The following is a 25,577-nucleotide window of genomic DNA, read 5'->3' as shown; positions in this document are numbered from 1 at the left end:
AGGCCTTCCCCTTACCGATAACGAGTGTGCCAGCTGAGTTGGGTCACGCGCGGCGTTGCGCGGAGTTCCGCATCGCGCGAAAGCCATAGGGCCTCGGCCTCATGCGCCGCTTCGGCGATCTCGCGCCACCACACCTTTTCGCGCGCATCCCAGCGATAGTCGCGCGCCTTGAGAAGATGGCGTTTGTCGAACGGCGCGCCTGTTGCCTCAATCCGCAGCGACGGCTGCGCGGCCCGCGCAAGCAGTTCCGCGATCAGCGGGTGCACGCCGTCCGGACGATGGGTCAGCAGATGCACGAGACTGATCACATCGGCGTCCGCCCGATGCCCGGTGGTGAAGTAACCCATCTGCATCAGGAGGTGACCGAGTTTTGCGCCATCGAATGCATGCGCCGCCCAATCAATCTCGCGCATCGAACAGGCCCAGGCCTGCCCCTTGATCCCGGGCAACAGGCGCTCGACAATTGGGGCATCGTAGGCCGCGTTGTGCGCGACAATCAGGTCAGAGCCGCCGAGCAGGGCTTCCCAGCGCGGCACGTTCAGCGCCCGCCCCGCAACGTCGTCATCCGATATTCCGGTGAGCCGCTGCACCTCGGCCGGAATCGGAACACCGGGATCGCGGAGGCCGCGAAGCGCTGTATCGATGGCGCGGATTTCTCCGGCCTCATCGACCAGCACCACTGCGGCGGCGATTTCGATGACCTCGGCGGTCTGGACATCCACCGAGGTTGTTTCGGTATCGACGATCGCAATGCGCCGCGTCCGACCAATTGGCGGTCCGTCGTTCACAAGTTCGGCAATCGGCCGCACGCGGCGGAGGATGCGGACATCCGCGCACGACGCGCAGAGCTGCAGCGCCGCCTCGAACGAGGCGGCGTCGTTTTGGATGGTCATGGATTTCTTCCTGTTGGCTACCCGCCGAGCGGAGGCGAGGCTTTTCCTCCCCTCTTCACCCGGCTGCAGGAGACGCGGTCGCGGCAGCTTTTCCATCCCGGTCACATGCGTGATCCGCCATAAGGCGATACAAGGCTTCAGTTCAGAGCAGATAGCACGGCACGCCGTTCAGGCTCCGAGACTAGATTGCGCATTCTGCTTCTTGAACCACGAATCCAAGGTGCGCTCGACCGTGAGCCGATCGGCCGGATACTTCCGCACCAATGCCATGGCTTCCTCTGCCGGCGCGTTGAGCCATGCGTCGTGATCGTCGGGGTGCAGGATCACCGGCATGCGATCGTGGATGTCCCACAGCTCTTCGGTCGCGTCGACCATGACGCCGGTATAGGCGTTGCCCCACTCGTGGGTCGGTCGCCACATCCCCGCCCAAGCGGCGAGCGGCTGATCAGCGACGCGGATCCATGTGCGCGTCATCTTGCCCTTCTCGCCCTCGGCCTCGGCAAAGGCGGTGAAGGGGATGAGGCAGCGCTGCGCCGGCGTAACGAACCAATGCTTCCAGAAGCCGGTGAGCAGTTTGTCGTCGCGCGCGTTATTGACGGGCTTCGGCTTGCTCGTCGGCTTCATGCCCTTCAGGCGCACCGGGAAGCCCCAATTCATCTGTTCGATGACGCGCTCGCCGCCGTCCTCGCGAATGACCAGGCCGGGGTAACCCGGATAGACGTCGGCGGGCGCGTTGAAGCCGTGAGGGGTCTTGGTGCGGAAGAGATTGGCCATCTCCGCAACGGTGCTCTTGTTGGTGTAGAGGTTGCACACAACGAATATGCTGGCACAATCCGTAGGCAAGTCAACTTCAGGGGGCGGCTGTGGTAAAGGACCTTTTGAACAAGTTTGTCGAGCTATTGGGTTTCTCAGCGCAGGGTGGCGAGACGCCAGAAATCTTTCCCCTCGCTTCTCAAATCATTCTCGGGGGCTGTCCGCCGTCAGCGCCAATGGCACAGATTTGAGGTTGTGATTTAAGGAGGATTTGGGCTTCGTCGTAGTGACGAAGGAACGAAGATGAAGCCCAAATCCTCCTTGAAAAAATCGGCGCCGAAGGCCCCAGCTGAGCGGGTGGTGAAGGACATACGGCGTGCGACGCGCCGGCACTTCTCTGCAGAGGACAAAATCAGGATCGTGCTGGAGGGGCTGCGCGGCGAAGACAGCATCGCCGAGCTGTGCCGCAAGGAAGGCATCGCCCAGAGCCTGTATTACACCTGGTCGAAGGAGTTCATGGAAGCGGGCAAGCGTCGTCTGGCCGGCGATACCGCCCGAGCTGCGACCACCGGCGAGGTGCACGACCTGCGCCGCGAAACCCGTGCCCTGAAGGAATGCGTGGCCGACCTGACGCTGGAAAACCGTCTGCTCAAAAAAGCATGATCGCGGATGGGGGCGACGAAGAATGAGGTATCCCGCATCTGAGAAGCTCGAGATCATCAGGATCGTCGAGCAGTCGCATCTGCCCGCCAAGCGGACGCTGGACCAGCTCGGCATCCCCCGCCGGACCTTCTATCGATGGTATGACCGCTACCTCGAAGGCGGGCCGGAGGCGCTGGAGGATCGGCCATCGGCGCCGAGCCGGGTGTGGAATCGCATCGGCAACGATATCCAGCAGCAGATCGTCGAGATGGCGCTGGACCAGTCCGAGCTATCGCCCCGCGAGTTGGCTGTGCGCTTTACCGACGAGAAGCGCTACTTCGTGTCGGAATCGACGGTTTACCGGCTTCTGAAAGCCCATGACCTGATCACCAGCCCGGCCTTCATCGTGATCAAGGCAGCCGATGCGTTCCACACCAAGACGACGCGGCCGAACGAGATGTGGCAGACCGACTTCACCTACTTCAAAATCATCGGTTGGGGCTGGGTGTATCTGTCGACCGTGCTCGACGACTTCTCCCGCTATGTCATCGCCTGGAAGCTTTGCACCACCATGCGCGCCGGGGACGTCACCGACACGCTGGAACTGGCGCTTGAAGCCTCGGGCTGTTCGTCAGCCAGGGTCGTGCAAAAGCCCAGGCTGCTCAGCGATAATGGTCCGAGCTACATCGCCGAGGAGCTGGCCCAATGGATCGGTGCCAACGGTATGAGCCATGTCCGCGGCGCCCCGATGCATCCCCAGACCCAAGGCAAGATCGAGCGCTGGCACCAGACCCTCAAGAACCGAATCCTGCTGGAAAATTACTTCCTGCCCGGCGATCTGGAGACCCGGATCGAGGCCTTCATCGACCACTATAATCACCGCCGATATCACGAAAGCCTCGGCAATGTGACGCCCGCCGACACCTACTTCGGCAGGGCTGACGCCATCATCAAACAGCGCGAAAGGATCAAACGGAAGACCATCGAACACCGACGCTTGCAGCACCGCAAGCTCGCCGCTTAATATCAACCCCAGGACGAGGCCCGCGCTCCGCTAATCTACGCCGCGATCTGCGCCAAATGTTCTGACGACGGACACTCGGGGGCATTGCAGCAATACTCGCTTGGATTCTGATCCATAGCGGCCAGCGGAAATCTGCCGAAGAGACGCGGCGGCTGGAGCGCGCGAAATTCCTCCACGACTTGGACGAGGAATATGCCGACCTGATGGCACGACGCTGTGTTGCGAAGGGCCCGTTTTCTGCAGGAAAAGGACAAGCGCGGATCAGCGTTGCAGAAGAAGAACTCTGGCTCTTTGAGTATGTCCTTACGCAGGGAATCATCTGGTTTTCAGAGCCCCGAACCATTGGCGGGGACGCTGCCGCACCGCGTGAATATATCTACATCAACGGCGCGCGGCATGTGGAGGTGAGCGACGGAATTTTCATGGATACGCTCACCCTGCACAGAATTGTCGCATGGTCAAAGCGTGTGGCGAGCGGACTGCAAGCGCGTATCATTGACCGGAACGATGTTCTCAACATGTGGAGACACATACTCCCTCTGGCTCGTGGTAATCGGTTCACATTCATGGCTTCGATGTTCGGCGTCTCGCAAGCGCGGGTCCAAGAGCCGCTGCGGCCGCATGCTTTCAAGCTGTGGTATCAAGGCACAATCCCCGGATTAGCCTATCGGCTGCAGAATTTGACGCGCCTGTCTCATAGCCTCTCGGTCGCCTTCTTTGACAAGTTTGCGTTGGTCCGGCGTTCCGTCCCCAGTCAATGGTCAGGTGACATCGCCCCATATTATATTCTTGTCCAAACGGTCATCCGACAGGCAATTAGAGAGAGGCGCCTGGAAGTTCTCAATTACGCCGGCCTCGATAACGGCCCGAATATCTTATCGCGATCGTCTGAGGAAAACGCGCGAAGCGTCCTCGATCCAATCCTAATTTATCATCTCTTTGGCGACACATTCACCGCCGCCGCCGAAGCTGCCGCTTCCACTCGCTGACATCGGGCATCGGCAACTGCCGCGTATGATTTTCGTTGCTCAGTTCGATCGCCGCGGGCGTCCGCTTTCGCTTGGCGGCATAGCATTGCAGGCACCGCATGCGGCGCTGGACGTCGCCCAGCCGGTCGTTCCAGCCGCGGCGCTCGAACAGCCACCACAGCGCATGCGGATCGAAGATGCCGACATTGCCGCACCGGCACGATACCTTGATCGTGCGATGCCGCACGGCCGCGTCGAACAGGTCGCGGATGGGGTTCACTAGCTCTCGACTCATCTTGCCAAATGAGAACATCAGTGGAACATTGAGGCAAGAGACGAATCGGAGTTGAGTGATGGTGAAGACGATTTCGGAGCGGATCGAGCTGCGCGACGTGGACGATGTGGCGCCCGAAATTGTCGCGGAAGCCGCCGCCGTGGCGCTCGCCCGGCTCGACGCGCTGGGCGTGTCGCCGCTGCAGGCCTGTGTTTCGCAAGGGCGCCTCGAAGCGATGGACGATCAGGGCCAGCTCGACGACGAGGAACCGGCCTTTGCCGACCACGGCGTCGTGCCGGGCCATGTTGAAGCCTATGGCGCCGCAGTGGATGCGGCGGCCGCCGTCTTCGCGGCGCACGGCGTCGGGCCTCGCACCGGCGGAATTATCGTCACCGTCCCCGATGCCGTGCTCGCCGAAGAGCGCGCCTCCGGCAAAGACCTGTCGGTCGCAGCATGATCATGGAAGCCCGCATCGGACATAATGGGCCGTCAGAGGCCGAGCGCATTGCCGACTATCTCGATCGCCGCGCCGACCGCTTTCTGGCTTATGCCCGCAAGACCGGCAACGGCGACGCGCGCACCCGCGCGAACGCGCTGCAGGTCGAGGCAGACAATATCCGCGCTGTCCGCCGTCAGCGCCAATGGCACAGATTTGAGGTTGTGATTTAAGGAGGATTTGGGCTTCGTCGCAGTGACGAAGGAACGAAGATGAAGCCCAAATCCTCCTTGAAAAAATCGGCGCCGAAGGCCCCAGCTGAGCGGGTGGTGAAGGACATACGGCGTGCGACGCGCCGGCACTTCTCTGCAGAGGACAAAATCAGGATCGTGCTGGAGGGGCTGCGCGGCGAAGACAGCATCGCCGAGCTGTGCCGCAAGGAAGGCATCGCCCAGAGCCTGTATTACACCTGGTCGAAGGAGTTCATGGAAGCGGGCAAGCGTCGTCTGGCCGGCGATACCGCCCGAGCTGCGACCACCGGCGAGGTGCACGACCTGCGCCGCGAAACCCGTGCCCTGAAGGAATGCGTGGCCGACCTGACGCTGGAAAACCGTCTGCTCAAAAAAGCATGATCGCGGATGGGGGCGACGAAGAATGAGGTATCCCGCATCTGAGAAGCTCGAGATCATCAGGATCGTCGAGCAGTCGCATCTGCCCGCCAAGCGGACGCTGGACCAGCTCGGCATCCCCCGCCGGACCTTCTATCGATGGTATGACCGCTACCTCGAAGGCGGGCCGGAGGCGCTGGAGGATCGGCCATCGGCGCCGAGCCGGGTGTGGAATCGCATCGGCAACGATATCCAGCAGCAGATCGTCGAGATGGCGCTGGACCAGTCCGAGCTATCGCCCCGCGAGTTGGCTGTGCGCTTTACCGACGAGAAGCGCTACTTCGTGTCGGAATCGACGGTTTACCGGCTTCTGAAAGCCCATGACCTGATCACCAGCCCGGCCTTCATCGTGATCAAGGCAGCCGATGCGTTCCACACCAAGACGACGCGGCCGAACGAGATGTGGCAGACCGACTTCACCTACTTCAAAATCATCGGTTGGGGCTGGGTGTATCTGTCGACCGTGCTCGACGACTTCTCCCGCTATGTCATCGCCTGGAAGCTTTGCACCACCATGCGCGCCGGGGACGTCACCGACACGCTGGAACTGGCGCTTGAAGCCTCGGGCTGTTCGTCAGCCAGGGTCGTGCAAAAGCCCAGGCTGCTCAGCGATAATGGTCCGAGCTACATCGCCGAGGAGCTGGCCCAATGGATCGGTGCCAACGGTATGAGCCATGTCCGCGGCGCCCCGATGCATCCCCAGACCCAAGGCAAGATCGAGCGCTGGCACCAGACCCTCAAGAACCGAATCCTGCTGGAAAATTACTTCCTGCCCGGCGATCTGGAGACCCGGATCGAGGCCTTCATCGACCACTATAATCACCGCCGATATCACGAAAGCCTCGGCAATGTGACGCCCGCCGACACCTACTTCGGCAGGGCTGACGCCATCATCAAACAGCGCGAAAGGATCAAACGGAAGACCATCGAACACCGACGCTTGCAGCACCGCAAGCTCGCCGCTTAATATCAACTCCAGGACGAGGCCCGCGCTCCGCTAATCTACGCCGCGATCTGCGCCAAATGTTCTGACGACGGACAATGCCCTATTCTATGCGGTCTCATGGGCTGCTTTGTCAAGTATATAATTGCCGATGAATATCATAGCTGCTTCCGACACCCCGGCCAACTCGCCGGTCTTCCCGCTCGCCTCCGCTTCCTTAATACCCCGATGATTTGCTCGTCCGAAAACCCAAAATGCTTCATCTTTCCGCCCTTCCTTCAAGGCCGGACTCTAATCACTCTTGGACGAAAATCAGGGGATGACATTAGATACGGTCTAAATTTCTGCTTCCAAAGGCTACAGCACCTAGGCTGAAACTATTCCATTATTTACGTTACATTCAGAAAGCCGCGATATTTATTCGATCTCCAGAAGATTGCGGAGCGCTACAAAATGGAGCGGATGCTTAAGCTAAACACAGCGATTTTTGCCAGTGCAATCATTGCATGGGCCTTTTTGTTCGCGCCCAACGCCAACGCCCAGATGACGTCCACAAATTGCATGGTCATGGGCAACATGCTGAATTGCACTTCGATCGGCGGGCAATCAAGCGCTGATCAAAACGATAACGGTCGTATCCTTGGCGAAGGTATCGGATCGCTGATTGCCAATATCGGCGAAAAAAACTTTCGAAAAAAGATCGGAAGGATGTTGTCTGCTGGCGATTGCGAGTCAGCATCGCGATATGCGTATGAAAAAGGTCGGCTCGAGCTTGGCTCTTCGTTAGCATCGCAGTGTCGACGGCCGCCATTGGCTGCGCCCTCGCCCCGCCAAGCTACTGCGCCGGAAATTTCGCCGCTGGAGTTGGAACAAGCACTCGCTCGCGTAGCGCAAAACGCCAAGACGCCCATGGAAGTATTCGAAAAGACGACCGTTTCAAAGGTCGAAGCACGTGGCAAAGAATTGTTGATGACGGCTCTCGTGGACCAGGCAGGGGCGTCGCTCACGGAAAGCGGTCGAATGCGCATGACGCGCGCCATATGTGAAGCCAGCGCCCCTCTCTTGAAGGCTGGAGCGACAATCCGGGTCGAATTATTCGAGAAATTAAAATCCAAGTCGTTCGACACTCTCGTTACGACGCGGGGCGATTGCTTTATCTAGCCATTCGTTAGCCTCATTGACCTTGCGATCCGAGAACCCGATCAGCGGGTAGTGGGTCGGCTTAGACCTGATCCTGAATTTTTTATCAGCATGTTCAGCCCCCAAACGGAACGTCTGCGATGTCCCACGGCCGGTCTGGGCGAGGCTCAGCACCTATTAGATTCGGTCTACCAGAATAGCTAACCTCGATCTCGGAGAATAACGGTGGCGAAAAGCGCCCTACTGGTCGATTTCGACAATATCTTCAGTGCTCTTTGGTCGTTAGACCAGCGCATCGCGATAAAGTTCGCTTCGGAGCCAGGGGATTGGCTTCAAATTCTCGCTAACAGCAATTTGAGCGAGGACACACGGCGATGGTTGTTCGCGCGCTGCTATCTGAATCCCGCGGGCTTTGTCAGCGCGCCGGGGGACGCGGGCGAACGTCTATATTTTTCCAGATTCCGGCCCGGATTTGTTCGCGCTGGCTTTGAGGTCGTCGATTGCCCTGCCGTGTCGCGAGGCGGAAAAAATGCTGCCGACATCCGGATCGTAATCGACGCACTGGATTTGCTCTCCCACCGCACGCGCTTTGACGAATTCGTAATCGCATCCGGCGATTCGGACTTCACGCCGCTGCTGCAGCGCTTGCGGGCCGAAGACCGACGTATAGCCGTTCTTTCACCGGGCTATCTCGCGGCAGCCTATTCTGCGGTGGCAGATCGGATCATAGGGTTCGAAGCGCTTGAAACCATTTTGAACGCTGACATAGAGAACGACGCCCCCTCGTCGCAGACAGGCGCAGAGCCGGCCGGAATGGGCCAGGAAAATGCTATCAGTGATGAGGCGAGCAACTTTGCCGCCTTCATCAGGACGCGATATGACCAAGCGACGGAACCGCTAAATCTTGCTGCACTAGCGTTCGAGACTGCGAGGATTTGCCCAGCGGCAAAGCAATCTGCGTGGTTCGGAAAGGGTTTCAAAGGCGCCGTTTCGGATTTGCACCTCCCCAATGCGCGGACATCGCAGCATCATATTTGGGATGACGAACGGCATCAGCCTCCGTCCGCCGCGCCCACTTCGGAAACCTCCATTCCTAATTCCGTTGCCGAATTAAGCAGGCAGCTCGAGCTTCCTCGGCTCGAAACCGGTGGTTGGCAGGCGCTCTTTGCGACGTTGGAACTTTATTCCGACAGCCATGAATTTCGTCTTTCCGAGGCCACCCGTTGGACTCGCGACAAACTTGCTGAGCAGGGTGTGCAGATCGCGCGCGCATCGATCGGTCAAGTGGTTCGCGGCGCGCAAATCGGCGGAGCCCCGCTAAACGAAAGCGCTATTCCGAGCGCGAAGGCGATAGGAGAAGCGTATCTTGCATCATTAATGGGGCGCGCTGAGACTCTAGGCGTATCGATTGATAAACCCACCGAAGAGACTCTCGCGGCCCTGTTCGGCCTATCCGACGGTCATCGCCAAGAGGGATAGAGCCGCTCGCTCCCAAGCGGCTGCGAGCAGTCCAATATCATTGCAAACGCCCCGATCAAATCTGCTCTTGCAATCTCGTCCGCGTAGATTCATCGTAGACCTACAGGGGGCCACAGCCAGGTGCCACGGGGTGCGGCCTCCGTATTTCATACGCAGAAATTTGTTTTGATTATCAAATAGTTGAAATAACTGCACCGGCTGGCTGGGGCGGCAGGATTCGAACCTGCGCATGGCGGTACCAAAAACCGCTGCCTTACCGCTTGGCTACGCCCCAACGGCCGGTGCGAGCGCGCTCTATAGCGTTTCGCGAATGGTTGGCAAGGCGGCCCTAGAGGCGCGTCACCCAGCCGTGGGGGTCCGCCGCCCGGCCGCGCTGGATGTCGACCAGCTTTTCCTTCAGCATCGCCGTCACCTGTCCAGGGCCCCCGGCACCGATGGTGAAACTGCCCGCGCCGCGCGCCACCTTGCCCACCGGAGTCACCACCGCCGCGGTGCCGCAGGCGAAGCTTTCGGTGAGGCGTCCGCTTTCCGCATCGGCCTGCCACTGGTCGATCGCATAGGGTTCCTCGCGCACCGTCAGACCCGCATCGCGCGCCAGCGTCATGATCGCATCGCGCGTGATGCCGGGCAGGATGCTACCGGTCAGCGGCGGGGTGACGAGGCTGCCGTCCGCAAAGACGAAGAACATGTTCATCCCGCCCAGTTCCTCGATCCAGCGATGCTCGGCCGCGTCGAGGAAAACGACCTGGTCGTGCCCCTTGGCGATCGCCTGCTGCTGCGCGACGAGACTCGCGGCATAGTTGCCGCCACATTTGGCGGCGCCGGTGCCGCCCGGCGCGGCGCGCGTATAATCCTCCGACACCCAGAGCGAGACCGCCGGGGCGCCCGACTTGAAATAGTTGCCGACCGGCGAAGCGATGACGAGGAAATGATATTCGGCCGCCGGCTTGACGCCGAGGAACACCTCGCTCGCATACATGAAGGGACGCAGATAGAGCGCGCCGCCCTCCACCTGCGGGAACCAGTCGGCGTCGACGCGCACGATCTGCTTCACCGCCTCGATGAACAATTCCTCCGGCAGTTCGGCCATCGCCATGCGGCGCGCGCTGGCGTTGAAGCGCGCGGCGTTGGCGTCGACACGGAACAGCGCCATCGCCCCGTCGTCGAGCCGATAGGCCTTGAGCCCTTCGAATATTTCCTGCGCATAATGGAGTACCGCTGTCGCGGGGTCGAGCAGCAGCGGGCCGCGCGGCATCACCTGCGCATCGTGCCAGCCCTTTCCTTCCGCATAGCGGATCGACACCATATGGTCGGTGAAGACACGCCCGAACGCCGGGTCCGCGATCGCCGCCGCACGGGCATCCTGTGCCGTGGGATTGGGATGCGGCAGACGGGCAAAGGCGGGAGCGGACATGGATGACCTGTTCGTTGGGGGTGGATCGGTGCGCGCCTCTTGCCAAAGCAAGGGCGCAGGCGCAACGGGAGTCGCCATGGCCGAGGAAAATTTCCTGTCGCAAGTCCCCGCCGCTTCCGCTCTTTTCTTACGCGAGGAAGAAGTCCGCCGGGGCATCGAATATCTGTTTTTCGGCCACGCCGCGCTGTGGCGGACGATCGACGCGCGGCTGGCGGAAAACGGCCTGGGCCGCGCGCATTACCGGGCACTCTATTTCATCGCGCGCCAGCCGGGGCTGACGATCTCCGACCTGCTTGCGCTGCTCGGCATCACCAAGCAGTCATTGGGACGCGTGATCAAGGAGATGGAGGCGCGCGCGCTGCTGGCGACGCGGCCGGGCAACCGCGACCGGCGGCAGAAGGAATTGCGACTGACCCCCGAAGGACGCCAGCTCGAAAGCGCGATCTTCTCGCAGCTCCGCGACGCGATGAGCCGCGCCTACACCCACGCGGGGCAGGCCGCGGTCACGGGGTTCTGGCAGGTCAACGAAGCGCTGCTGCCGCCGCGCGATCGCGGCCGGATCGCGAAACTGGGGACAGAGGCCTGACCCCGCAGCAGAACCGAAAAGCCTATTCCTCGCCGCGCGCCAGATCGGCGAGCTCGCGGCCGCGGTCGCGCGCCGCGCGCAGGACGTTGGTCATCAGCGCGACGAGCTGGCCATCCTCGTCGAGCACGTCGAGTCCCGCCTGCGTCGTGCCCCCCTTGCTCGCGACCTGCGCGACGAGGGCGCCGGGCTTTTCGCCGCTGGCGTCGAGCAGCGCGGTCGCGCCGCCGAAGGTTGCGGCCGCCAGTGTCAGCGAATCCTCGTTCGACAGGCCGAGCCGCTCGCCGGCGGCGGCATAGGCCTCGATCAGGCGAAAGACGAAGGCGGGGCCGCTGCCGGTGAAGGCGGTGATCAGGTCCATCGAAGAATCGTCGGCAAGCGTGACGACCTGACCGAGCGCCGCCAGCATCGCCGTCAGCATGTCGCCGTCGGCATCGCCGCTGGTGGCGAGCGCCGACACGCCCGCGCCGATCCGCGCCGCGAGGTTGGGCAGGATGCGCGCCTGCGCCCGGGCGGCCGGAAAGCGCGCAGCGAGATCCGCGAGCGAGACGCCCGCCAGGATCGACAGGAGATGGGTATCGCCGGTCACGACCGGCGCCAGCGCGTCCGCGACCTCGCCAAGCTGCTGCGGCTTCATGCCGAGCATCACCCAGTCGGCGGCGCCGTCGGCCGCCTGCCAGTCGGCGAGCATCGCATGGAGCGCGACCCCGTCGCGGGGCTTCGCGGCCGGATCGACGACCGCGACGCGCGCCGGATCGAGCCCCGCCGCCAGCCAGCGGTCGAGCATCGCCCCCGCCATGTTGCCACAGCCGACCAGCAGCATCCGGCCGGAAAAATCCCGCAAAACCTTTGTCATGATCCTTGTCTCTCGTCCCTCAGCGGCAACTGCTCTCGGGCCCCGACAGCAGGTCGAGGCAGCGGCCGTCGACCTTGCTCATGTCGAGCGGCAGGCCGATCAGCGCGGCGAGCGTCGGCAGGATGTCCACCGTCATCACCGCATTGGGCTGCTCGAACCCGGCGAGCCCCTTGCGCCAGAAGAGCATCGGAACGCGTCGGTCGTAATCCCAGACCGACCCGTGCGTCGCGACATAGCCGAGCCCCGATTCGGGGATTGGCGTCACGCGATCCTTGAGCACGACGATGAAGTCGCCCGACCGCTGCGCATTGTAGGAGGCGCGCAGCTTATCGAGCAGGCTCCAGGTGTCGGCGGCGCGCTTCGAGATCGGACGCGACGCCAATTCTTCGGCGGTCACAACCGCCTCGACCTGCGGATGCGCGCGATAGCGGGCGACGAGTTCGGCCAGCGCCGTCTTGCGCTGAGCCGGGGTCAGCGCCTTCGACAGATACATGTCGCCGAACGGACCGTCGGCGTGGAAGAGCGGCTGTGGCAGGCCCAGCTTCTCGGCCACCGCCTTGCCGATCGCCGCGGGGTCGAGCGTCCGCGCGACGCGTTCGGCGGCGGGCCAGCCGTTTTGGCGATTGCGCTCGGGCATGTCGTGCCCACCGTGATCGGCAGTCAGCGCGACCACATAATCGATGCCGGTCGCATCGAGCCGGGTGAAGAAATCGCCGAGTTCGCGGTCGAGCGCGAGCATCTGGAGGCACATCTCGCTGCCTTCGGTGCCGACGCCGTGACCGATATAGTCGGTCGCCGACAGGCCGAGGATCAGCAGGTCGGTCGCCTCGCCCTCGCCGAGCCTGCGCGCCTGCCGCAGCGCGGTCGCCGCCGCGAGCACCGCGCCATCGGCCTCGGGCGAGGCCATGAAACGACGGAAATCGCCGCCGTCGCGCGCCAGCCGGCCGGTGCCGACAGTGCCGCCCTTGTCGATCGGGATCGCGATGTCGTGCGCGGCGCAGTCGGCGGGCAGCGTCAGGCCGGGGCGCGATTGCGCGATCGCGGCAGCGATGGCCGTGCCCGCCTGCGTCGCGGTCGGCGACAGCGCCCGGCCGCGATAGCTGGTGAGTCCGGTCGGCGCGAGCCACATCAACTCGTCGGCCTGGCGCCCGCCCATCATGATCGCGGCACGGTCCTTGCCCGCGACCGAGACGACCTGCGCCCGCGGGTCGTGCGCCTTCATCAGGTCGCCGAGCGTCGGGACCATCAGATGATCGACCGACGGCGCATATTGGCCGCTGCGCGAACTCGTGCCCGGCACCGTCTCATCCTCGGCGCAATAGAGCCGCTTGTCCTCGCGCGCGGCCGACAGGTCGAAGAAATTATTGGCGACGATGCCGGTATGCGCGGGATGGTTGCCGGTCAGGATCGTCGAATGGCCGGGGCAGGTTTCGGTCGCGCCATGCGCCTGATAGCCCGACGGAAACACCACGCCCGAAGCGAGACGCGCGAGGCCGCCGGTAAAATGGCTGCGATACTGGGCGAACAGGTCGGCGGAGAACTGATCGACCGCGATCATCACGACCAGCTTGGGCGGCGGCGTCGCGGCGGTCACTTTCTGCACTGGGGGTGGCGCCGCATCCTGCGCGAGGCCCGCACCGGCGCCGGCGACGCAGAGGGCGGCGGCAAGGGCAGTGGTCAGATGTTTCAGCGTCACGGGCCTTCTCCGTTGCGGGTGTCGGTGCGGGCTGTCCTCTCGGCGAAAGCCGCCTATATGGCAAGCCTTGAAAGGCGAACGGAAGCGGCATGGGCATGGAGCGTGCGCAAGACAGGTCGATGACGGCGGCGGGCCGCCGCGCGCTGGCGCTGCTCGCGCTCGCCCTGCTGGTACTGTTCGTTCCGGGCCCGGCGCAGGCCGCGGCGCCGCATATCGCGGCAAGGCTGGTCGCCGAGTCGCCCGCGCCTTTGCCCGGCGGATCGACGACCGTCGCGCTCGTCATGACTCCCGAGCCGGGCTGGCACGGCTATTGGTCGAACGGCGGCGACGCCGGGTTCGGCATGCAGGTCGAATGGAACCTCCCCGACGGCGTCACCGTCGCGCCCTTTCGCTATCCGGTTCCCGAGGCGCTGATCCTCTTCGGGATGATGAATCATGTCTATGAGCATCCCTACGCGCTGCTCGCCGACGTGCGGGTCGATCGCAGTGTCGCGCCGGGTTCCGACCTGACGCTGACCGGCATCGCCAACTGGCTGGCGTGCACCGACAAGATATGCGTTCCCGAAAAGGCGGTGATCTCGGTCGCGATGCGGGCCGGCGACGGCGCGGTCGCGCCCGCCGCGCGACGCCAGTTCGATGGCTGGCGCGCGCGGCTGCCGCAACCGCTCGACCGGCCGGGAAGGTGGGAACGCCGCGGCGATACGCTGCGCTTCGCCGTCCCGCTGCCCGCGGGCACCGCGCTCGATGCTCCGCACCTTTTTCTCGCGACCCGCGACCTTGCCGACTATGCCGCGCCGCAGGCGTTCAGCCGCAACGGCGATCAGTTGATCGTCGAGACGCGCGCTCGCGGCGAGACGACCGGCGTCGCCGAGGGGCTGCTCAAGCTCTCGGACGGACGCGGCCTGTCGCTGCGGTTCGAGCCGGGCACGGTCCCGGCCGCCGGCAAGGCGGTCGCGGCGGCGAGCCGCCCCGACGCCGCGCTGTTCTGGGCCGCGCTCGCGGGGGCGATCCTCGGCGGACTGATCCTGAACCTGATGCCGTGCGTCTTCCCGATTCTCAGCCTGAAGGCGCTCAGCCTCGCACGGTCGGGCGGTGCGGCGCGCGAGGCGAAGGTCGAAGCGCTGGCCTACACCGCCGGCGCGGTGGCGACCGCGCTGCTGCTCGGCGGCGCATTGCTGGCGCTGCGCGCGGCGGGCGAGCAGGTCGGCTGGGCTTTCCAGCTCCAGCATCCGGCCAGCATATTGGTCCTGCTCGTCCTCGCCTGCGCGATCACCCTCAACCTGCTTGGCCTTTACGCCTTGCCGTCGTTCGGCGGCGGACAGGCGCTCGCGGCACGCGGCGGGGCGGCGGGCGGTTTCTGGACCGGGGCGCTCGCCGCCTTCGTCGCGACGCCGTGCAGCGGCCCGCTGCTCGGAGCAGCGCTCGGCGCGACGCTCGTCCTGCCCGCCTGGGCGGCGCTGCCTATCTTCGGCGGGCTCGGGCTCGGAATCGCCTTGCCCTTCCTCGCCGTCGGCTTCATCCCCGCGCTGCGGCGCCGCCTGCCCCGGCCGGGGCCGTGGATGGATCGCTTTCGCAGGTGGATGGCGCTGCCGATGGGCCTCACGGCGGTGGCGCTGGCATGGCTGCTGTGGCGTCAGGCGGGCGCGACGGGCCTCTTCGCGGCGCTGGGTGCCGTGGTGCTCGCCGGCGCCCTCGCTTTCGCCGCAGGCCGCGCGCAGCGGCATGGGCGTGCCGTCGCGCCGCTGTTCGCGCTGCTGCTGTTGCTCGTCCCGCTCGCATTGTGGACCAACCACGCCGCGCGCGCAGGGGGAACCGCGCCGACCGACGCCACCGCCTTTTCTCCCGACGCGCTCGTCAGGGCCCGCACCTCCGGCAAGCCGGTGTTCGTCTATTTCACTGCCGACTGGTGCCTGTCGTGCAAGGCGAACGAAGCGGGCGCGATCGAGCGCGAGGCGGTGCAGGCTGCGTTCGACAAAGCCGGGGTCACGACGCTCGTCGGCGACTGGACCAACGGCGACCCCATCATCACGCGCACCCTCGCCGAGCATGGACGCAACAGCGTGCCGCTCTACCTCTGGTATGCGCCGGGCGCCGCGCGGCCCGAGATCCTGCCGCAGATATTGACCCCCGGACTGCTGATCGGAAAGGCGCAGCGCCGGTGAGCAAGCAGCGCGCCGACCAGTTGCTCGTCGATCGCGGCCTCGCCGAAAGCCGGACGCGCGCGCAGGCGCTGATCCTCGCCGGGCTCGCCTTCGTCGGCGACCGCAAGATCGACAAGGCGGGGCAGCAGATCGCCGACGATGCCGAGATCAGCATCAAGGGGCGCGATCATCCATGGGTGTCGCGCGGCGGGATCAAGCTCGACCATGCGCTTGCGCATCTCGGCTGGGACGTGGCGGGCGCGGTCGCGATCGACGTGGGTTCGTCGACCGGCGGCTTCACCGATGTGCTGCTTTCGCGCGGCACGGCGCGCGTCCACGCGGTGGATTCGGGCACCAACCAGCTCGCATGGAAGCTGCGGCAGGACCCGCGCGTCATCGTCCACGAACAGACGAGCGCGCGCATCCTGACCGCCGACCATATCCCCGAGCCCATCGGTCTGGTCGTCTGCGACGCGAGCTTCATCGCCTTGTCGAAGGTTCTGCCGGTGCCGCTGTCGTTCACGGCCGAAGGGGCGCGGCTGGTCGCGCTGATCAAGCCGCAGTTCGAGGCGCAGCGGCACGAGGTCGGCAAGAAGGGCGTCGTGCGCGACCCCGCCGTCCATGCGCGCGTGTGCGCGGAGGTCCGCGCATGGATCGAGGAAAGCGGCTGGATCGTGCTCGACCTGATCCAGAGCCCGATTACCGGGCCAGAAGGCAATGTCGAATTTCTGGTCGCGGCGCAAAAGCGGAACGCTTGACGCTGGGCTCGCGAGTCGCGACACCGTTGTCACGCAGAATCGCGAAAAGGGACCAGCCGAGCATGAGCGAGATCGCCACACCGGGCCAGCTACGCCTCTCCTATTGGCGCTGGGCGATGATCACCGTCCCCGCGATCGTGCTGATCGGCAGCCTGATGGGCCTGCTTTCGAACAGCGGCTACGGCAATCGCTGGTTCGCGGCACTCGACCTGCCGTCCATCGTGCCGCCGGGCTGGGTGTTCGCGGTCGTCTGGCCGCTGCTCTACATCTGCCTCGGGCTGGCGCTGGCGATGGTCCTTCATGCGCGCGGCGCCAAAGGACGCGGCTTTGCGCTGCTGCTCTTCTTCGCCCAGCTCCTCGCCAATTTCGCCTGGTCGCCGCTGTTCTTCGCCGCGCATCAGGTGACAAGCGCGCTGTATCTGATCATCTTCATCCTGATGGTGACGCTTGCCACCGCCTTCGCCTTTGCATCGATCCGCAAGGCGGCGGCGTGGCTGCTCGTGCCCTATCTGCTGTGGCTCGCTTTCGCGAGCGTCCTCAATTTCCAGATCGACCAGCGCAACCCCGACGCCGAAGCCCTTGTCCCGCACGCGGCGAGCACCCAGATATAGGCGCGGCAAGGGGCCGACCCCGACGAAGGATAGAGTGATGCAGAGCGAGAACCGCATTTTCGACGATCTGGCCAAGATGATGAACGGCATCGCCGGCACGGTCGCCGGCGCCGGCCGCGAGGCCGAAGCCGCAATGCGCGAGCGCGCCAAGGAATGGATCGGCCGCATGGACTTCGTCAGCCGCGAGGAATTCGAGGCGGTGAAGGCGATGGCCGCGACGGCGCGCGCAGAGGCGGAGGCGCTGAAGGCGCGGCTCGATGCGCTGGAAGGTGCAGCGAAGCCGGCGGCGAAACCCAGAACCGCACCTAAAAAATAGGCGGCCGTCAAAGAAACTGCCGCTTCCTGTCTTCGTCATGCTGAACTTGATTCAGCATCCATTCTCGCGCCGCCCCCGATCGCGAGTGCCGAATGGACCTCGGATCCAGTCCGGGGTGACAAGGTGGTGCGGACTCGCCAGGTCAGCCATCACCCGCTAAAGGCGCTCCATGAGTGACGATATCTACGATGACGACGGCCAGGAAGCGGCGCCGATGGACATGCTCGCCTCCTATTTCGCCGCGCACGACTGGGCGCACGAGATGGTCGGCGAGGACGAGATCGTCGCGACCGCGCAGGGAAGCTGGACGACCTATGAGCTGCGCGCGGTGTGGCGTCCCGACGACGGTGTCATCCAGCTTCTCGCCTTCCCCGACATCCGCGTCGTCGAGGACAAACGCGCCGCCGCGCACGAAGCGCTGGCGCTGATCAACGAACAGCTCTGGCTCGGCCATTTCGAGCTGTGGTCGAACAGCGGCACGATCCTGTTTCGCCACGGCATGCTGCTGGGAAGCGACGCCGCGCTGTCGCTCGACCTCGCCGAAACGCTGGTCGAAAGCGCGATCGACGAATGCGAGCGCTTCTATCCGGTGTTCCAGTTCGTGCTGTGGGGCGGCAAGACCCCGGCCGAGGCGCTCGCCGCCTCGCTCATCGAAACACGCGGAGAGGCATAGCGCCGCTCCGTTCGGACCGCTTCACCGTTTCTCGTAGCGCTTGAGCCCCGGGCCGAGGTCGTTGGCGCCGATCGCCAGCGGCTCGCCGCTCCAGTCGGCGACGAACGCCACGTTGCGACCGAGCCCTTCGGGCAGGCTGGCCCGATTGCCCTCGATCGACAGGCCGCGCGACGGATTGTCGCGCGCCTCGGCGGCGACCGCGATGATCGCCGAATAATTCTCCTTGTCGCGCCCCTGCACGAACAGATTGTCCGCGATGCGCCCCGTCGCGCCCGCCGGCAGGTCGATCATGTAATTGGTCGCCGTCCCCTGCGTGTCGTCGAAGCTGTTGTCCCGAATGTCGACCTGCCCCGCACGAACCTTCAGATAATGGCCGCCGGTGCCTTTTTCGAAGCGGCTGTGGGTCACCACGACGCGGCCGTAGGCGCCGGTATAGACGCTGTGCGCGCAGCTCAGCCCGCGGTCACAGCGGCCGAGCCGCGAAAAGGTCGAGCGCTCGATGGTCAGCGTCGACTGCGGGTCGTCGGCGGTGAGGATGCCCTCCTCGCTGCCACGGAACAGGCTGTTGACGATGGTCAGGTCACCCTGTTCGAGCCGGATTCCGGCGCCGTTGCCGTCGGGCACCCGCATGTTCTGAAAGACGATGCCGTCGACGCGCGCGCCGTCGCCGCGCAGCACCAGCGCCGCCTTGCCCTCGCATGTCACGCCGTCGAATATGCTGCGCCCCGGCTCGGCAGCGACGAAGGCGATATGTCCCGCCGTCTGAACCGCGCAATCGCGATGATAGCCGGGGGCGATGCGGATCGTCCCCTGCCCCTCGCCGATCGCGTCGACGGCCTGCTGCAACCGGCCGAAGGCGCGGCCGCTTTCAGCGATAACATAGGGCGCATCGCCCGATTGCGCGGGCAGCGGCATCGGGGCGAGGAGCAGTGGAAGGGCGAGCAGCGGCAACAGCGGCCGGCGGAGAAGCGTCTGGATCATGGCGCCGTCATAGCGATTTCGGCGCCGCGCGTCCTTCGCGAAGCTGGTTAACCCGCCACCTGTCCCTTTATCGGACAGGCGGCGGGCGATCGGTTTCAGTCGAGATTGGGGCGCAGCCAGCGGCGCGCGGTTTCGAGATCGACGCCGCGCCGTTCCGCATAATCGACCAGCTGGTCCTCGCCGACCCGCGCGACCCCGAAATAGCTCGCATCGGGATGCCCCAGATAGAAGCCCGAGACGGCCGAGGTCGGCAGCATCGCGAAATGGTCGGTCAGGATCGCGCCCGATGTGTTGCCGGCGTCGAGCAACTCGAACAGGATCGGCTTCAGGCTGTGGTCCGGACAGGCCGGATAGCCCGGCGCGGGGCGGATGCCGCGATATTCCTCCTTGATGATCGCCTCTGGCGTCAGCTGCTCACCCGGTGCATAGCCCCAGAGCACAGTGCGGACATGCGCGTGGAGCCGTTCGGCGAAGGCTTCGGCGAAGCGGTCGGCCAGTGCCTTGAGCAAGATGTCGTTGTAATCGTCATGCGCGGCCTTGAAGCGCGCAAGATGCGGCTCGATGCCGTGGATCGCGACCGAAAAGCCGCCGATCCAGTCGCCGTCAGGGCTGACGAAATCGGCGAGGCACATGTTGGGGCGCCCCTCGCGCTTGGCGATCTGCTGGCGCAGGAAGGGGATGCGGACGTGCCGTTCCTCTTCCTCGAGGTGGATGACGACGTCGTCGCCGTCGCGACGGCACGGCCACAGCCCCGCGACCCCGCGCGCGTGCAGCCAGCCTTCGCCGACGATCTTCGCAAGCATCGCCTGCGCGTCGGCAAAGAGACCGCGCGCGCTTTCCCCCACCACCGCGTCGTCGAGGATCGCGGGAAAGGTGCCCGCCAGTTCCCAGGCGCGGAAGAAGGGCGTCCAGTCGAACCATTCGACCAGTTCGGCCATGTCCCATTGGTCGAACGCATGCACGCCGGGCTGTTCGGGCGGGAAGGGCCGGATATGCTCGTCGACCGCGAAGCCGTTGGCGCGCGCATCCTCGATGGGGATCAGCGCGCTCTGCCCCTTGTTCGCGCGCACCTCGCGGATATGCGCATAATCCTCCTTATAGCCCTGCACATAGGCGTCGTAGCCGGTATCGCTGACCAGCGCCGTCGCGACGCCGACCGCGCGGCTCGCGTCGAGCACGTGCAGCACCGGTCCTTCATAGGCGGGGTCGATGCGCAGCGCGGTGTGCATGCGCGAGGTCGTCGCGCCGCCGATCAGCAGCGGCATCGTCATGCCGGCGCGCTGCATCTCTTCCGCCACGGTCACCATCTCGTCGAGCGAGGGGGTGATCAGGCCGGACAGGCCGATCATGTCGGCGTCATTCTCGTTCGCGGCCTGCAGGATGCTGCTCCACGGCACCATGACGCCCAAGTCGACGACCTCGAAGCCGTTGCACTGGAGCACCACGCCGACGATGTTCTTGCCGATGTCGTGGACGTCGCCCTTGACGGTCGCCATCACGATCCGGCCCTTGCCCTTGGCGCCTTCCTCCTTCTCGGCCTCGATGAAGGGCAGCAGGTGCGCGACCGCCTTCTTCATCACGCGCGCCGATTTCACGACCTGCGGCAGGAACATCTTGCCCGATCCGAACAGGTCGCCGACGACGTTCATCCCGTCCATCAGCGGCCCTTCGATCACCTCGATCGGCCGGTCCATCGCCAGCCGCATCTCTTCGGTATCGGCGACGATATGCGCGTCGATTCCCTTGACCAGCGCATGTTCGAGCCGCTTTTCGACCGGCCAGCCGCGCCATTCCTCGGCCGCCTTTTCCTGCGCCGCATCCTTGCCCTTGTAGCGTTCGGCGAGCGCGATCAGCCGTTCGGTCGGCGATTCGGCCTCGCCCTCCACCTTGCGGTTGAGGATCACGTCCTCGCAGGCGTTGCGAAGCTCCGGGTCGATCGTGTCGTAGACGTCGAGCTGCCCCGCGTTGACGATCGCCATGTCGAGCCCCGCCGGGATCGCATAATAGAGGAAGACGCTGTGCATCGCGCGGCGCACCGTCTCGTTGCCGCGAAAGCCGAACGACAGGTTGGACAGCCCGCCGGAAAAATGGGCGTGCGGGCAGCGCTGGCGGATGACCTTCACCGCCTCGATGAAATCGACGGCATAATTGTCATGCTCTTCGAGCCCCGTCGCGATGGCGAAGATATTGGGATCGAAGATGATGTCCTCGGGCGGGAAACCGATGCCGGTGAGCAGCTTGTAGGCGCGCTCGCAGATCTCGATCTTGCGTTCCCTGGTGTCGGCCTGCCCGACCTCGTCGAACGCCATGACGACCACCGCGGCGCCATAGGCCCGGCACAGCCTCGCCTGCGCGAGAAAAGGCTCCTCGCCCTCCTTCATGCTGATCGAGTTGACGATCGGCTTGCCGGGCACGCATTTGAGGCCCGCCTCTATGACGCTCCATTTCGACGAATCGATCATCACCGGCACGCGCGCGATGTCGGGCTCGGCGGCGATCAGCTTGAGGAAGGTCGTCATCGCCCGTTCGGCGTCGAGCAGCCCTTCGTCCATGTTGACGTCGATAACCTGCGCGCCATTTTCCACCTGCTGGCGCGCGACCTCTACCGCGGCGGTGAAATCGTCGGCGAGGATCAGCTTCTTGAACGCCGCCGATCCGGTGACGTTGGTGCGCTCGCCGATATTGACGAAGGACGAAGAGGAGAGGGTCTGGGTCATCGAAGGTCCCGAAAGGAAGAGAGGTCAGGCCGCGACGGGGCGGGCAAGGACGAGATCGTCGTAGAGCTTGCCCCCGACGTCGAACTGCCGGGTGCCGATGTCGGCAAAGCCCTGCTTGCGATAGAAGGCGAGCGCGCGGTGATTGCGCGCATAGACGCCAAGCAGCAGCCGGCGATAGCCCGCCGCCGCCTCGACCGCCCGCGCCATCAGTGCCGCGCCCAGCCCGGTGCCGTGAAAGCGCGACAGCGCATAGATGCGCTTGAGCTCGATATCGCCGTCCTGCGCCGCCGCGAGGCCCGGCGCGCCGACGAGGGCAAATCCGACGGGCGCACCGCCGGGACACGCCTCGGCCAGCCAGGCGCGGGCACCCGACGCCAGGGCGGATCGATAGGCCGTCTCGCCATGCTGTGCGGCGCAATGGCCGATGATCGCCGCGCCGTCGAGGATACCGGCGAAGGTTTCGAGAAAGGTCGCCGCGCCGATCAGTGCCAGCGCCGCGGCGTCATCGGCGCCAGCCTCGCGGATCGTCCATGCTTGTCCATCCTCCATCGGATCAGGCCGCCGCCATGGTGAAGGGTTCCAGCCCCGCGAGACGCGTGCGCACCGGCACTTCGGGAATATGGCGCGGCGCAAGGCCTTCGACCGCCTTTGCCATCGCGGCGATATGCGCGGGCGTCGATCCGCAGCAACCGCCGAGGATATTGACCTGCCCATGCTCTGCCCATTCGCGCACCAGCCCAGCGGTCGTTTCCGGCTGCTCGTCATATTCGCCGAGTTCGTTGGGCAGGCCGGCGTTCGGATAGACCATGACCAGCGTGTCGGCGAGATCGGACAGCACCCGAACATGCGGACGAAGCTGCGCCGCGCCGAAGCTGCAATTGAGCCCGACGGTCAGCGGCTTTGCATGGCGCACCGCGTACCAGAAAGCCTCGACCGTGTGGCCCGACAGGTTGCGCCCCGACAGGTCGGTCAGCGTCATCGAGATCATCAGCGGCAGTTCGCGCCCCAGCTTCGCCTCCGCCTCGAGCGTCGCGGCGATCCCCGCCTTGGCGTTGAGCGTGTCAAAGATCGTCTCAATCAGGATGAAATCGGCACCGCCCTCGGCCAGCGCGACCACCTGGTCGCAATAGACCGCCTTGAGCTCGTCGAAATCGATCTCGCGATAGCCGGGATTGTTGACGTCGGGCGACAGCGACAGCGTCTTGTTGGTCGGCCCGACGGCGCCCGCGACGAAGCGGCGGCGGCCGTCGCGCGCGGCAAATTTGTCGGCCGCCTCGCGTCCCAGTCGGGCGCTTTCATGGTTGATGTCGGCGACCAGATGCTCGGCGCCATAATCGGCCTGGCTGATGCGGTTGGCGCTGAAGGTGTTGGTCGACACGATGTCCGACCCCGCCGCCAGATAGGCTTCGCCGATCGCCGCGACGACGTCGGGGCGGGTCAGCGCGAGAATATCGTTATTGCCCTTCTGGTCGCGGCCGAGGCCGAGCGTGCCGGCATAGTCGGCCTCTGTCAGCTTGCGGAGCTGGATCTGCGTTCCCCAGCCGCCGTCGGTGAGCAGGATGCGGCTGCGGGCCGCCTGCTGCAGGGCTTCGCGCGCGCTGGTCATCGATGATCCTTCCTTGCCATGCGATTCATGCGGCCTTCTCCGCCGCGGGCGCTGCCGGCGGGCGCAGGCCCAGCAGGTGGCAGATGGCGTAGCTGAGCTCCGCCCGGTTGAGCGTGTAGAAATGGAAGTCGCGCACGCCGCCGGCATAGAGGCGGCGGCAGAGTTCGGCGGCGATCGTCGCGGCGACGAGCTGGCGCGCCGAAGGCAGGTCGTCGAGCCCCTCGAACAGCGAGACCATCCACGCCGGGATCGCCGCGCCGCACATGTCGGCCATGCGCCGGGTCTGCGACACGTTCGACACCGGCAGGATGCCGGGAACGATCGGCGCATCGATCCCCGCCGCCGCCGCCGCGTCGCGGAAGCGCAGGAAGGCCTCCGGCGAGAAGAAGAATTGCGTGATCGCGCGCGTCGCGCCGGCGTCGAGCTTGCGCTTGAGATTGTCGAGGTCGGTTTGCGCGCAATCGGCGTCGGGATGCACCTCGGGATAGGCGGCGACCGAAATGTCGAAGGGCGCGACGGCCTTCAGCCCCGCGACCAGCTCGGCGGCATTGGCATAGCCCTGCGCATGGGCACGATAGGGCGCGCCGCCCGGCACATCGCCGCGCAGCGCGACGATGTGGCGCACGCCCGCCTCCCAATAGGCGCGCGCGACCGCGTCGATTTCCTCGCGCGAGGCCTCGACGCAGGTCAGGTGCGCCGCAGGCGGCACCGCGCTTTCCGCCGCGATGCGCGCGACGGTGGCGTGGGTGCGTTCGCGCGTCGAGCCGCCCGCGCCATAGGTGACCGAAACGAAGCGCGGCCCGAGCGGTTCGAGCGTGCGGAACGTGTCCCAGAGCTGCGCCTCCATCTTCTCCGTCTTCGGCGGGAAGAATTCGAAGCTGACGCCGATGTCGCCGTCGAGATTGGCGAACAACGGCGACGCCGCGGCGCGCCTGGCCTCCGCCAGCGAATTGAGGTTCGATGTCATGCGGCAAGTTTCCTGGTCTGCCCGCCTTCGCTGGCGGGGGTCTGATCTTCATCGCTGCGACGGCGCCCGAGCCACAGTTTCACTGCAAGCTCGCCGCCCTCGAGCGTCTGGCCGCTTTCGAGCAGCAAGCCGGCGGAGGCGAACCAGCCGCGGATCTGGGCATCCGAAAAGCCGAGACGGGCGTGCGCCGCAAGCATGCGCAGTTCCTCATCCTCGTGCGGTGCGAAATCGACGACGAGGAGATGCCCGCCGCCGCGCAGCACCCTTGCCGCCTCCGCGATCACGCGGTCGGGTTCGTGTGCGAAATGCAGCGCCTGATGGATGACGATGCTGTCGATGCTCGCATCGTCCATCGGCAGCGCCAGGAAATCGCCCTGCACCAGGTCGATCGGGACCGGCTGATCGGCCAGCTTGGCGCGCGCGAGCCGCAGCATTTCCGGGCTGCGGTCGAGCGCGGTGATACGCCGCGCGGTCGGCGCGAAAATCTCTGCCATCCGGCCAGTGCCCGTTCCGATGTCGAGCAGATGACCGAGCCGGCGCCCCGCCACCATCGCCAGCATCGCGGATTCCACCTCGCTCTCTGCGACGTGGCGGGAGCGGATCGCGTCCCATTCGGCGGCATGCTCGGCGAAATAGCGCGCGGCGGCGGCCGCGCGGTCGTTGCGGATGGCGGCAAGGCGTCGGGCATCATAAGCGATCACCCGGCCCTCGCGCGCCGAGAAGGGCCATTTCTCGACCTGATCGATCATCGTCCGGATCGGCCCGTCCTGCACGATGCGCAGGAACACCCAGCTTCCCTCGCGCCGCCGCTCGACGATGCCGGCCTCGGCCAGGATGCGGACGTGCCGCGACACGCGCGGCTGGCTCTGATCGAGGACGATCGCCAGCTCCCCGATCGCCAGTTCCATCTCGCGCAGCAACGCCACGACTCGTAACCGGGTCGGGTCGGCAAGGGCACGGAAAATGTCGAGCAGCTCGGCCATGAGAAGGTGATATAAAGAATTCTTTATATCCAGTCAACCGGCCGAAAGCGCCCTG

Annotated in this window: 25 protein-coding genes and 1 tRNA gene; 13 read left to right on the top strand and 13 right to left on the bottom strand. The window is 65.0% G+C overall.

Going from position 1 to position 25,577, the window contains the following annotated elements; genetic code table 11:
• Window positions 1–11: 11 nt before the first annotated feature.
• Window positions 12–989 (bottom strand): 3'-5' exonuclease, encoded by a 978-nt coding sequence (locus AC2S9W_RS06815; protein WP_486572061.1) that lies wholly within the window; start codon window positions 987–989, stop codon window positions 12–14.
• Between the two features lie 72 nt (window positions 990–1,061).
• Window positions 1,062–1,706, bottom strand: a complete 645-nt coding sequence (locus AC2S9W_RS06810; protein WP_486571766.1) for an SOS response-associated peptidase — start codon at window positions 1,704–1,706, stop codon at window positions 1,062–1,064.
• A 243-nt stretch (window positions 1,707–1,949) separates the two neighbouring features.
• Here AC2S9W_RS06810 and AC2S9W_RS06805 point away from each other — a divergent pair.
• Window positions 1,950–3,312, top strand: a protein-coding gene (locus AC2S9W_RS06805; RefSeq protein WP_486571761.1) for an IS3 family transposase whose coding sequence is annotated in 2 segments (ribosomal slippage) — window positions 1,950–2,297 and window positions 2,299–3,312 — 1,362 coding nt in all. Because the reading frame shifts where the segments join, the coding sequence is not laid out codon by codon here.
• A gap of 179 nt (window positions 3,313–3,491) precedes the next feature.
• Window positions 3,492–4,301, top strand: coding sequence for a hypothetical protein (locus AC2S9W_RS06800; RefSeq protein WP_486571765.1), 810 nt, complete (start codon window positions 3,492–3,494; stop codon window positions 4,299–4,301).
• Here AC2S9W_RS06800 and AC2S9W_RS06795 read toward each other — a convergent pair.
• Complete coding sequence (locus AC2S9W_RS06795) at window positions 4,264–4,575, bottom strand: hypothetical protein (RefSeq protein WP_486571764.1); 312 nt, start codon at window positions 4,573–4,575, stop codon at window positions 4,264–4,266. The genes AC2S9W_RS06800 and AC2S9W_RS06795 overlap by 38 nt on opposite strands.
• A 58-nt stretch (window positions 4,576–4,633) precedes the next feature.
• Between AC2S9W_RS06795 and AC2S9W_RS06790 the strand changes: the two genes are divergently transcribed.
• The 5 genes from AC2S9W_RS06790 to AC2S9W_RS06770 all read left to right on the top strand — a co-directional run bounded on the left by AC2S9W_RS06790 (window position 4,634) and on the right by AC2S9W_RS06770 (window position 9,220).
• Complete coding sequence (locus AC2S9W_RS06790) at window positions 4,634–5,011, top strand: hypothetical protein (RefSeq protein ID WP_486571763.1); 378 nt, start codon at window positions 4,634–4,636, stop codon at window positions 5,009–5,011.
• Entirely contained in the window at window positions 5,008–5,223 is a 216-nt protein-coding gene (locus AC2S9W_RS06785; RefSeq protein WP_486571762.1) for a hypothetical protein, read from the top strand. Before AC2S9W_RS06790 ends, AC2S9W_RS06785 begins: the two co-directional genes overlap by 4 nt.
• Window positions 5,224–5,262: 39 nt before the next feature.
• Window positions 5,263–6,625 (top strand): IS3 family transposase gene (locus AC2S9W_RS06780; RefSeq protein WP_486571761.1). Its coding sequence is split into 2 segments (ribosomal slippage): window positions 5,263–5,610 and window positions 5,612–6,625, totalling 1,362 coding nucleotides; the frame shifts between segments, so codons are not numbered across the junction.
• Window positions 6,626–7,054: 429 nt separating this feature from the next.
• Window positions 7,055–7,762 (top strand): hypothetical protein, encoded by a 708-nt coding sequence (locus AC2S9W_RS06775; protein ID WP_486571760.1) that lies wholly within the window; start codon window positions 7,055–7,057, stop codon window positions 7,760–7,762.
• A gap of 204 nt (window positions 7,763–7,966) precedes the next feature.
• The gene (locus tag AC2S9W_RS06770) at window positions 7,967–9,220 is read left to right on the top strand and encodes an NYN domain-containing protein (RefSeq protein ID WP_486571759.1); all 1,254 of its coding nucleotides are present in this window, start codon (window positions 7,967–7,969) and stop codon (window positions 9,218–9,220) included.
• Window positions 9,221–9,419: 199 nt separating this feature from the next.
• On the opposite strand, the gene AC2S9W_RS06765 is transcribed toward AC2S9W_RS06770, so the two are convergent.
• Window positions 9,420–9,494: transfer RNA gene (locus AC2S9W_RS06765), tRNA-Gln, on the bottom strand.
• A gap of 54 nt (window positions 9,495–9,548) precedes the next feature.
• The gene (locus AC2S9W_RS06760; RefSeq protein WP_486571758.1) at window positions 9,549–10,634 is read right to left on the bottom strand and encodes a branched-chain amino acid aminotransferase; all 1,086 of its coding nucleotides are present in this window, start codon (window positions 10,632–10,634) and stop codon (window positions 9,549–9,551) included.
• A 76-nt stretch (window positions 10,635–10,710) separates the two neighbouring features.
• Here AC2S9W_RS06760 and AC2S9W_RS06755 point away from each other — a divergent pair, with 76 nt between their 5' ends.
• Window positions 10,711–11,220, top strand: coding sequence for a MarR family winged helix-turn-helix transcriptional regulator (locus AC2S9W_RS06755; protein ID WP_076073998.1), 510 nt, complete (start codon window positions 10,711–10,713; stop codon window positions 11,218–11,220).
• A 22-nt stretch (window positions 11,221–11,242) separates the two neighbouring features.
• Here the strand turns inward: AC2S9W_RS06755 and proC are convergent, their stop codons facing one another.
• Together proC and AC2S9W_RS06745 are read right to left on the bottom strand one after the other, a co-directional pair.
• Window positions 11,243–12,073, bottom strand: a complete 831-nt coding sequence (gene proC, locus AC2S9W_RS06750; RefSeq protein ID WP_076073996.1) for a pyrroline-5-carboxylate reductase — start codon at window positions 12,071–12,073, stop codon at window positions 11,243–11,245.
• Window positions 12,074–12,092: 19 nt separating this feature from the next.
• The gene (locus tag AC2S9W_RS06745) at window positions 12,093–13,769 is read right to left on the bottom strand and encodes an alkaline phosphatase family protein (protein ID WP_486571757.1); all 1,677 of its coding nucleotides are present in this window, start codon (window positions 13,767–13,769) and stop codon (window positions 12,093–12,095) included.
• Between the two features lie 95 nt (window positions 13,770–13,864).
• Here AC2S9W_RS06745 and AC2S9W_RS06740 point away from each other — a divergent pair, with 95 nt between their 5' ends.
• The 5 genes from AC2S9W_RS06740 to AC2S9W_RS06720 all read left to right on the top strand — a co-directional run bounded on the left by AC2S9W_RS06740 (window position 13,865) and on the right by AC2S9W_RS06720 (window position 18,268).
• The gene (locus tag AC2S9W_RS06740; protein ID WP_486571756.1) at window positions 13,865–15,931 is read left to right on the top strand and encodes a protein-disulfide reductase DsbD family protein; all 2,067 of its coding nucleotides are present in this window, start codon (window positions 13,865–13,867) and stop codon (window positions 15,929–15,931) included.
• Window positions 15,928–16,668: a TlyA family RNA methyltransferase gene (locus AC2S9W_RS06735; protein ID WP_076073990.1), complete on the top strand. Its 741-nt coding sequence runs from the start codon at window positions 15,928–15,930 to the stop codon at window positions 16,666–16,668. Before AC2S9W_RS06740 ends, AC2S9W_RS06735 begins: the two co-directional genes overlap by 4 nt.
• A gap of 62 nt (window positions 16,669–16,730) precedes the next feature.
• Entirely contained in the window at window positions 16,731–17,279 is a 549-nt protein-coding gene (locus tag AC2S9W_RS06730; RefSeq protein ID WP_067105220.1) for a TspO/MBR family protein, read from the top strand.
• Between the two features lie 37 nt (window positions 17,280–17,316).
• The gene (locus AC2S9W_RS06725; protein WP_067105221.1) at window positions 17,317–17,595 is read left to right on the top strand and encodes an accessory factor UbiK family protein; all 279 of its coding nucleotides are present in this window, start codon (window positions 17,317–17,319) and stop codon (window positions 17,593–17,595) included.
• A 169-nt stretch (window positions 17,596–17,764) separates the two neighbouring features.
• Window positions 17,765–18,268, top strand: coding sequence for a type III secretion system chaperone family protein (locus AC2S9W_RS06720; protein WP_067105222.1), 504 nt, complete (start codon window positions 17,765–17,767; stop codon window positions 18,266–18,268).
• A 21-nt stretch (window positions 18,269–18,289) separates the two neighbouring features.
• On the opposite strand, the gene AC2S9W_RS06715 is transcribed toward AC2S9W_RS06720, so the two are convergent.
• The 6 genes from AC2S9W_RS06715 to AC2S9W_RS06690 form a co-directional block, all read right to left on the bottom strand.
• Window positions 18,290–19,249: a right-handed parallel beta-helix repeat-containing protein gene (locus AC2S9W_RS06715; RefSeq protein WP_076073988.1), complete on the bottom strand. Its 960-nt coding sequence runs from the start codon at window positions 19,247–19,249 to the stop codon at window positions 18,290–18,292.
• Between the two features lie 95 nt (window positions 19,250–19,344).
• On the bottom strand, window positions 19,345–21,966 hold the full coding sequence (gene metH, locus AC2S9W_RS06710) for a methionine synthase (protein WP_076073985.1): 2,622 nt from the start codon (window positions 21,964–21,966) through the stop codon (window positions 19,345–19,347).
• Window positions 21,967–21,990: 24 nt separating this feature from the next.
• Complete coding sequence (locus tag AC2S9W_RS06705; RefSeq protein ID WP_076073983.1) at window positions 21,991–22,515, bottom strand: GNAT family N-acetyltransferase; 525 nt, start codon at window positions 22,513–22,515, stop codon at window positions 21,991–21,993.
• A 4-nt stretch (window positions 22,516–22,519) separates the two neighbouring features.
• A complete protein-coding gene (locus AC2S9W_RS06700) occupies window positions 22,520–23,572 on the bottom strand; it encodes a homocysteine S-methyltransferase family protein (protein ID WP_067105226.1) in 1,053 nt (350 codons plus the stop codon).
• Between the two features lie 25 nt (window positions 23,573–23,597).
• The gene (gene metF / locus AC2S9W_RS06695) at window positions 23,598–24,539 is read right to left on the bottom strand and encodes a methylenetetrahydrofolate reductase (RefSeq protein ID WP_076073980.1); all 942 of its coding nucleotides are present in this window, start codon (window positions 24,537–24,539) and stop codon (window positions 23,598–23,600) included.
• Window positions 24,536–25,522: an ArsR/SmtB family transcription factor gene (locus AC2S9W_RS06690; RefSeq protein WP_067105228.1), complete on the bottom strand. Its 987-nt coding sequence runs from the start codon at window positions 25,520–25,522 to the stop codon at window positions 24,536–24,538. The genes metF and AC2S9W_RS06690 overlap by 4 nt, the downstream gene beginning before the upstream one ends.
• Between the last annotated feature and the right edge of the window lie 55 nt (window positions 25,523–25,577).

It is taken from the genome of Sphingopyxis sp. 550B (assembly GCF_057401805.1).
This window is presented reverse-complemented; position numbering and strand designations above follow the sequence as displayed.

Bases quoted from the DNA above. Each gene is read 5' to 3' on its own strand.
- AC2S9W_RS06815 (WP_486572061.1), bottom strand. From the start codon at position 989: ATGGAAAAGCTGCCGCGACCGCGTCTCCTGCAGCCGGGTGAAGAGGGG.
- AC2S9W_RS06795 (WP_486571764.1), bottom strand. From the start codon at position 4,575: ATGAGTCGAGAGCTAGTGAACCCCATCCGCGACCTGTTCGACGCGGCC.
- AC2S9W_RS06790 (WP_486571763.1), top strand. From the start codon at position 4,634: ATGGTGAAGACGATTTCGGAGCGGATCGAGCTGCGCGACGTGGACGAT.
- AC2S9W_RS06785 (WP_486571762.1), top strand. From the start codon at position 5,008: ATGATCATGGAAGCCCGCATCGGACATAATGGGCCGTCAGAGGCCGAG.
- AC2S9W_RS06775 (WP_486571760.1), top strand. From the start codon at position 7,055: ATGGAGCGGATGCTTAAGCTAAACACAGCGATTTTTGCCAGTGCAATC.
- AC2S9W_RS06760 (WP_486571758.1), bottom strand. From the start codon at position 10,634: ATGTCCGCTCCCGCCTTTGCCCGTCTGCCGCATCCCAATCCCACGGCA.
- AC2S9W_RS06755 (WP_076073998.1), top strand. From the start codon at position 10,711: ATGGCCGAGGAAAATTTCCTGTCGCAAGTCCCCGCCGCTTCCGCTCTT.
- proC (WP_076073996.1), bottom strand. From the start codon at position 12,073: ATGACAAAGGTTTTGCGGGATTTTTCCGGCCGGATGCTGCTGGTCGGC.
- AC2S9W_RS06740 (WP_486571756.1), top strand. From the start codon at position 13,865: ATGGAGCGTGCGCAAGACAGGTCGATGACGGCGGCGGGCCGCCGCGCG.
- AC2S9W_RS06730 (WP_067105220.1), top strand. From the start codon at position 16,731: ATGAGCGAGATCGCCACACCGGGCCAGCTACGCCTCTCCTATTGGCGC.
- AC2S9W_RS06725 (WP_067105221.1), top strand. From the start codon at position 17,317: ATGCAGAGCGAGAACCGCATTTTCGACGATCTGGCCAAGATGATGAAC.
- AC2S9W_RS06720 (WP_067105222.1), top strand. From the start codon at position 17,765: ATGAGTGACGATATCTACGATGACGACGGCCAGGAAGCGGCGCCGATG.
- AC2S9W_RS06715 (WP_076073988.1), bottom strand. From the start codon at position 19,249: ATGATCCAGACGCTTCTCCGCCGGCCGCTGTTGCCGCTGCTCGCCCTT.
- metH (WP_076073985.1), bottom strand. From the start codon at position 21,966: ATGACCCAGACCCTCTCCTCTTCGTCCTTCGTCAATATCGGCGAGCGC.
- AC2S9W_RS06705 (WP_076073983.1), bottom strand. From the start codon at position 22,515: ATGGAGGATGGACAAGCATGGACGATCCGCGAGGCTGGCGCCGATGAC.
- AC2S9W_RS06700 (WP_067105226.1), bottom strand. From the start codon at position 23,572: ATGACCAGCGCGCGCGAAGCCCTGCAGCAGGCGGCCCGCAGCCGCATC.
- metF (WP_076073980.1), bottom strand. From the start codon at position 24,539: ATGACATCGAACCTCAATTCGCTGGCGGAGGCCAGGCGCGCCGCGGCG.
- AC2S9W_RS06690 (WP_067105228.1), bottom strand. From the start codon at position 25,522: ATGGCCGAGCTGCTCGACATTTTCCGTGCCCTTGCCGACCCGACCCGG.